The organism is Pseudomonas syringae group sp. 243L2 (assembly GCF_032587875.1).
GTDB lineage: Bacteria > Pseudomonadota > Gammaproteobacteria > Pseudomonadales > Pseudomonadaceae > Aquipseudomonas > Aquipseudomonas amygdali.
Genome location: NZ_JAWHPL010000037.1, coordinates 33,929 through 40,691, shown reverse-complemented (window position 1 = coordinate 40,691; position 6,763 = coordinate 33,929). Strand labels below are relative to the sequence as shown.

4 protein-coding genes are annotated in these 6,763 nt (G+C 59.7%); 3 read left to right on the top strand and 1 reads right to left on the bottom strand.

Going from position 1 to position 6,763, the window contains the following annotated elements:
* The first annotated feature begins 729 nt into the window (after positions 1 to 729).
* The 3 genes from RYB66_RS23015 (at position 730) to RYB66_RS23005 (ending at position 5,624) form a co-directional block, all read left to right on the top strand.
* Complete coding sequence (locus tag RYB66_RS23015) at positions 730 to 1,347, top strand: TetR/AcrR family transcriptional regulator (protein WP_002551994.1); 618 nt, start codon at positions 730 to 732, stop codon at positions 1,345 to 1,347.
* An 81-nt stretch (positions 1,348 to 1,428) separates the two neighbouring features.
* The gene (locus tag RYB66_RS23010; protein WP_316895538.1) at positions 1,429 to 2,538 is read left to right on the top strand and encodes an efflux RND transporter periplasmic adaptor subunit; all 1,110 of its coding nucleotides are present in this window, start codon (positions 1,429 to 1,431) and stop codon (positions 2,536 to 2,538) included.
* Positions 2,535 to 5,624, top strand: coding sequence for an efflux RND transporter permease subunit (locus RYB66_RS23005; RefSeq protein ID WP_005746391.1), 3,090 nt, complete (start codon positions 2,535 to 2,537; stop codon positions 5,622 to 5,624). Before RYB66_RS23010 ends, RYB66_RS23005 begins: the two co-directional genes overlap by 4 nt.
* A gap of 2 nt (positions 5,625 to 5,626) precedes the next feature.
* On the opposite strand, the gene thiO is transcribed toward RYB66_RS23005, so the two are convergent.
* Entirely contained in the window at positions 5,627 to 6,739 is a 1,113-nt protein-coding gene (gene thiO / locus RYB66_RS23000; RefSeq protein ID WP_117140714.1) for a glycine oxidase ThiO, read from the bottom strand.
* Positions 6,740 to 6,763: the final 24 nt, after the last annotated feature.

Genomic DNA, 6,763 nt, shown 5'->3' with positions numbered 1-6,763 from the left:
TTTCTGGACGCTCTGCGTCCTATCCTGAATAAGCGGCGCGGCGCAGATTTGTGACGCGGAGCGTCACCCAAGGCATTCCCACGCTGGAGCGTGAGGAACGATAAGTGTCTGGGCAACGATAATCTCCACTATCGTGCGACGCTCCGCGTCGGCATGCATTTCTGGACGCTCTGCGTCCTATCCTGAATAGGCGGCGCGGCGCAGATTTGTGACGCAGAGCGTCACCCCAGGCATTCCCACGCTGGAGCGTGAGGAACGATAAGTGTCTGGGCAACGATAATCTCCACTATCGTGCGACGCTCCGCGTCGGCATGCATTTCTGGACGCTCTGCGTCCTATCCTGAATAGGCGGCGCGGCGCAGATTTGTGACGCAGAGCGTCACCCCAGGCATTCCCACGCTGGAGCGTGAGGAACGATAAGTGTCTGGGCAACGATAATCTCCACTATCGTGCGACGCTCTGCGTCCTATCCTGAATAGGCGGCGCAGCGCAGATTTGTGACGCAGAGCGTCACGCAAGGCATTCCCACGCTGGAGCGTGAGGAACGATAAGTGTCTGGGCAACGATAATCTCCACTATCGTGCGACGCTCCGCGTCGGCATGCATTTCTGGACGCTCTGCGTCCGGTCCCGGTTGGATGTCGCGTGCGTTGAGACCGTTATGGTCGTGACCAATCCCCAACAATGTCACTTATTGTCCACTTACTCCAATGTCAGTAAGCTCCGCCCCATGAGCAAAAACATCAGCAATCCCGCAGCAGGTCGCGGTCCGGTGGACCATGAGATTCGTGATCAGATCGTGATTGCGGCCACCGAACATTTCAGCCAGTACGGTTACGGCAAGACCACCGTGTCCGATCTCGCCAGGGCGATCGGCTTTTCCAAGGCGTACATTTACAAGTTCTTCGAGTCCAAACAGGCCATCGGCGAGATGATCTGCGCCCACTGCCTGAGTGAAATCGAGGCCGAAGTCAGCGCCGCAATCAGCCAAACGGACCAGCCACCGGAAAAGCTGCGACGCATGTTCAAATCAGTCGTTGAAGCCAGCATTCGCCTGTTTTCGCAGGACCGCAAGCTGTACGAAATCGCCACATCGGCAGCTACCGAACGCTGGCAGGCAACGTTGGTTTACGAGGAACACCTCAAGGCAACTCTCCGGGACATTCTGCAGGAAGGCCGACAGACCGGCGACTTTGAGCGCAAGACGCCTCTTGATGAAACGGTCATGGCGATCTATTTGGTCATGCGCCCCTACATCAACCCGCTGCTGCTGCAATACAGCTTCGAGCACACCGACGAAGGGCCGAGTCAGTTATCCAGCCTGGTGCTGCGCAGTCTGTCACCTTAACAAAACAACAATTGTGACTATTGACTAAATTGGTCACTGGAATCAAAGTGCAGACACTGATCACTGCACATTGAGATTCCCATGCTCCGGCACCGATTCGTTTTGCTTGCTCTCGCCAGTGTTCTGCCGGCTGTCCTGGCCGGCTGCAACGAAAAAACGCCAGCGGACCCGCGCACAGAAGCGCCATTGGTGCGCGTTGCGAGCCTCCAGGAGGTCGGCCTGGAGCCCCGTTCCTTCACCGGAACCGTAGCGGCGCGGGTGCAAAGCGATCTTGGTTTTCGGGTGTCCGGCAAGGTGCTGGAGCGGTTTGTCGATACCGGGCAGGCCGTCAAGCGCGGTCAACCGTTGATGCGTATCGACCCAGCCGACCTGAAGCTCGCTGCCAACGCCCAACGCGAAGCAGTGAATGCGGCCAGAGCCCAGGCAAAGCAGGCCGCAGACGAAGAGGTGCGTTACCGAAGCCTGCGCAGCAGTGGCGCCATTTCAGCGTCAAGCTACGACCAGATCAAGTCGACGGCGGATTCGGCCAAGGCTCGACTCAGTGCAGCCGAAGCGCAGGCAGAAGTTGCTCTCAATGCAACTCGCTACGCAGACCTTGTGGCGGATGCCGACGGCATTGTCATGGAAACCCTCGTTGAGCCCGGCCAGGTCGTCAGTGCCGGGCAAGCCGTGGTACGCGTGGCACACGCAGGACCGCGTGAAGCGGTTATTCAACTTCCGGAAAACCTGCGCCCCCGTATCGGCTCTACCGCCCAGGCCACGCTGTTCGGCAATCAGGACCTCAACGCCACAACACGGTTGCGACAGCTGTCGGACGTTGCGGACCGCCAGACCCGCACCTTTGAAGCTCGCTGGATACTCGAGGGCGAGATGGCAAATGCCCCACTGGGCACCACCATCACCGTGAAAATCCCCAGCGCAGATAGCGCCGGGCAAAGCACGTTGCGGGTGCCAATCGGCGCGCTGTATGACGCAGGCAAGGGACCGGGCATCTGGGTCATTCAAGGGGAGCCAGCACAGGTTTACTGGACGCCAGTAGTGGTTCAGCAGCTTGATGACGAGCAAGCCAGCATCAGTACGCAGCTCAAGCCAGGCACACGAATAGTCGCACTTGGCGCGCACCTTCTGCACGAAGGTCAGCAAGTAAGAGTGACCGCTCAAGCGGCTTTGGCACAGAGCGCGCGCCCATGAGTAATGACCGTTTCAATCTGTCAGCGCTGGCCGTCCGCGAGCGCTCGATTACCCTGTTCCTTGTTTGCCTGATTTCGCTGGCCGGGATCATTGCCTTTTTCAAACTGGGCCGGGCCGAAGACCCGGCATTTACAGTCAAGGTAATGACCGTGGTGTCCGTCTGGCCGGGAGCAACCGCCCAGGAGATGCAGGATCAGGTGGCGGAGAAGATCGAAAAACGCCTTCAGGAGCTGCGCTGGTACGACCGCGCTGAAACCTACACCAGACCGGGCATGGCATTCACAACCCTGACTCTGCTCGACAGCACGCCGCCGTCGCAAGTGCCGGATGAGTTTTACCAGGCGCGCAAGAAAATCGGTGACGAGGCCATGACCCTTCCGTCCGGGGTTATCGGGCCGATGGTCAACGACGAGTATTCGGACGTCACCTTCGCGCTGTTCGCGCTGAAGGCCAAAGGCGAGCCGCAACGCGTACTGGCGCGTGACGCCGAATCGCTGCGCCAGCGCTTGCTGCATGTGCCGGGAGTGAAGAAGGTCAATATCGTGGGTGAGCAGCCCGAGCGAGTCTACGTCGAGTTCTCTCACGAGCGACTGGCAACGCTGGGTATCAGCCCTCAAACGGTATTTGCCGCGCTGAACGACCAGAACGCGCTGACCGCCGCGGGTTCGGTCGAAACCCGAGGTCCGCAGGTATTTATCAGGCTCGATGGCGCTTTCGATGAGCTGCAGAAAATTCGCGATACGCCTGTTGTGGCACAGGGCCGGACATTGAAGCTGGCGGACATTGCCACAGTAAAACGCGGTTACGAAGATCCGGCGACGTTCATGATTCGCAACGGCGGCGAGCCTGCGCTGCTGCTGGGGATTGTCATGCGCGATGGCTGGAACGGGCTGGACCTGGGAAAGGCACTGGACCAGGAAGTGGGCGCGATCAACGCCGAACTGCCACTGGGCATGAGCCTGAGCAAGGTCACGGATCAGGCCGTCAATATCAGTTCGGCGGTCGATGAGTTCATGATCAAGTTCTTCGTCGCACTGCTGGTTGTCATGCTGGTCTGTTTTATCAGCATGGGCTGGCGTGTGGGTGTGGTGGTTGCTGCCGCCGTCCCGCTGACCCTGGCGGTGGTCTTCGTGATCATGGCCATGAGCGGCAAGAATTTCGACCGGATCACGCTGGGCTCGCTGATCCTGGCACTCGGGCTGCTGGTAGATGATGCGATCATCGCCATCGAAATGATGGTGGTGAAGATGGAAGAAGGATACGACCGCGTCGCTGCCTCCGCGTACGCGTGGAGCCACACCGCCGCGCCGATGTTATCCGGCACGCTGGTCACCGCCGTCGGCTTCATGCCCAACGGCTTCGCGCGCTCCACGGCAGGCGAATACACCAGCAACATGTTCTGGATCGTCGGTATCGCGCTGATTGCCTCGTGGGTGGTCGCCGTGTTTTTCACCCCGTATCTGGGCGTCAAATTGTTGCCTGATGTGAAGCAGATCGAAGGCGGACATCAGGCGCTTTACAACACGCCGCGCTACAACCGCTTCCGTCGGATTCTGGCGCGCGTCATTGCAGGCAAATGGCTGGTAGCAGGCTCGGTCATCGGGCTCTTTGTGCTGGCCGTGCTGGGCATGGGACTGGTCAAGAAACAGTTCTTTCCAGTGTCCGATCGTCCTGAAGTATTGATCGAACTGCAGATGCCTTATGGCACCTCGATTTCTCAAACCAGTGCAGCCGCTGCAAAAGTGGAAAGCTGGCTGGCTGAACAGGCGGAAGCCGGGATCGTCACCGCCTACATTGGTCAGGGTGCGCCACGCTTCTACATGGCGATGGGGCCGGAATTGCCTGACCCGTCATTTGCCAAGATCGTGGTACGTACCGACAGCCAGGAACAGCGTGAAACGCTGAAGCACCGATTGCGTCAGGCTATTTCCGAGGGGCTGGCCGCCGAGGCACAGGTAAGAGTCACGCAACTGGTCTTCGGCCCCTATTCGCCCTACCCCGTCGCTTACCGTATTGCCGGACGCGACCCGGAAACACTGCGCAGCATTGCGGCGCAGGTGCAACAGGTTCTGAACGCCAGCCCGATGATGCGCACCGTCAATACCGACTGGGGCACACGTACTCCGGCGCTGCATTTCACTTTGCAACAGGACCGTATGCAGGCCATGGGGCTGAGTTCCAGTCAGGTGGCTCAGCAACTGCAGTTTCTCCTGACAGGTCTGCCCGTTACGGCAGTGCGCGAGGATATTCGCACCGTGCAGGTGGTTGCACGCTCCGCTGGCGACACCCGACTTGATCCGGCAAGGATAATGGACTTCACCCTCACCGGCGTCGACGGGCAACGTGTTCCGCTGTCGCAGATTGGTACCGTTGATGTGCGTATGGAGGAACCGGTGATGCGACGGCGCGACCGCACGCCGACCATCACTGTGCGAGGCGACATAGCCGACGGCCTGCAACCACCGGATGTGTCGACAGCCATAACCCGACAGTTACAGCCGATTATCGACAAGCTGCCCAGCGGTTACCGGATCGAGCAGGCAGGTTCAATCGAGGAGTCCGGCAAGGCCATGACAGCGATGTTGCCATTGTTTCCGATCATGCTTGCGGTCACGCTGATCATTCTGATTCTTCAGGTGCGTTCGATATCCGCCATGGTCATGGTCTTCCTGACCAGTCCGCTGGGGCTGATCGGTGTAGTGCCTACGCTGATCCTCTTTCAGCAGCCATTCGGCATCAATGCACTGGTCGGGCTGATCGCACTGTCCGGCATTCTGATGCGCAATACGCTGATTCTGATTGGCCAGATACACCACAACGAGCAGGCGGGGCTCGACCCGTTTCAAGCGGTGGTCGAGGCTACCGTACAACGTGCGCGCCCCGTGATACTGACGGCGCTGGCCGCCATTCTGGCCTTTATCCCGCTCACCCATTCGGTATTCTGGGGCACGCTGGCCTACACGCTGATCGGCGGCACCTTTGCGGGTACGGTGCTGACCCTGGTGTTTCTGCCGGCCATGTACTCGATCTGGTTCAGGATCAGGCCGGATGGCAGCGGGCGACGACTGGAGACACAGCCCGCCTGAATTCAGTCAGTCGGTAAATGCAGACGCCCTGAAGGTGTATAAGGCGCAGGATCAATAATGGGCTCGCGGTTCAGCAGCAGGTCAGTGATCAACTGGCAGGAAGCCGGGGCCAGCACCAGACCGTTGCGGTAATGACCGCAGTTGAGCCACAGGCCATCAAACCCGGCCAAGGGCCCGATGAACGGAATGCCCTCGGGCGAACCGGGACGCAGGCCTGCCCATTGGGCGACAGGCTCAGCGTTGGCCAGTTCCGGAAGCAATTCGATGGCCGACGCTTTGAGGCTTTCCAGCGCGGCATGCGTGGTGGTCTTGTCGAACCCTTCATGTTCCAGGGTGCTGCCTATGAGTATGTGGCCGTCACGGCGCGGGATCGCGTAGCGCCCTTTGGCCAGCACCATGCTCGACAGAAAGTCCGACGCACACTTGTAGAGAATCATCTGGCCTTTTACCGGCTCGACCGGCAGGTCCAGACCAAGGGTCTTGAGCAGTTCACCACTCCACGCCCCCGCTGCCAGAATCACCCGATCCCCGGTTACATCGCCCGAAGGCGTGCTCACGCCCGAAACCCTGCTACCCTCGCGCACAAAACCGCTGACTTCGCACTGCTCGCGAATCTCGACATTGGGCATCGCCAGCAAGGCAGCCTTGAGCGACTTGACCAGCCGGGGGTTGCGCACGTTGGCCACATCGGCCATGTAGATGGCCCGCGAATAGCCCTCCCCCAGAACCGGTACGGCATCATTCACCGCCGAGATATCGACACTGGTCAATGAGCGTTTCTCGCGCACCGCCCATTCAAGCGCGGCCTGTTCGTCGTCAAGGTCGAGCCAGTACAGGCCTGTCTTGTGAACCTCGGGATCGATGCCGGTCTGTGCGAGCAACCGCTCGGCGAGATGCGGGTAGAAGTCCTGCGACCAGTGCGCCAGCGCGGTGACTGCCGGGCTGTAGCGCCACGGGTAAAGCGGCGAAACAATCCCGCCGCCCGCCCAGGAAGACTCCTGACCAACGCCCGAACGATCAAGCAAAACGACGCTGACCTGCTCAGAGGCGAGATTGAAGGCGGTCAGCAGACCTATGACGCCACCGCCGACAATGACTGTTTTTTGCTTGGACATCTTGGTCTCGGGACAAGAAAAACG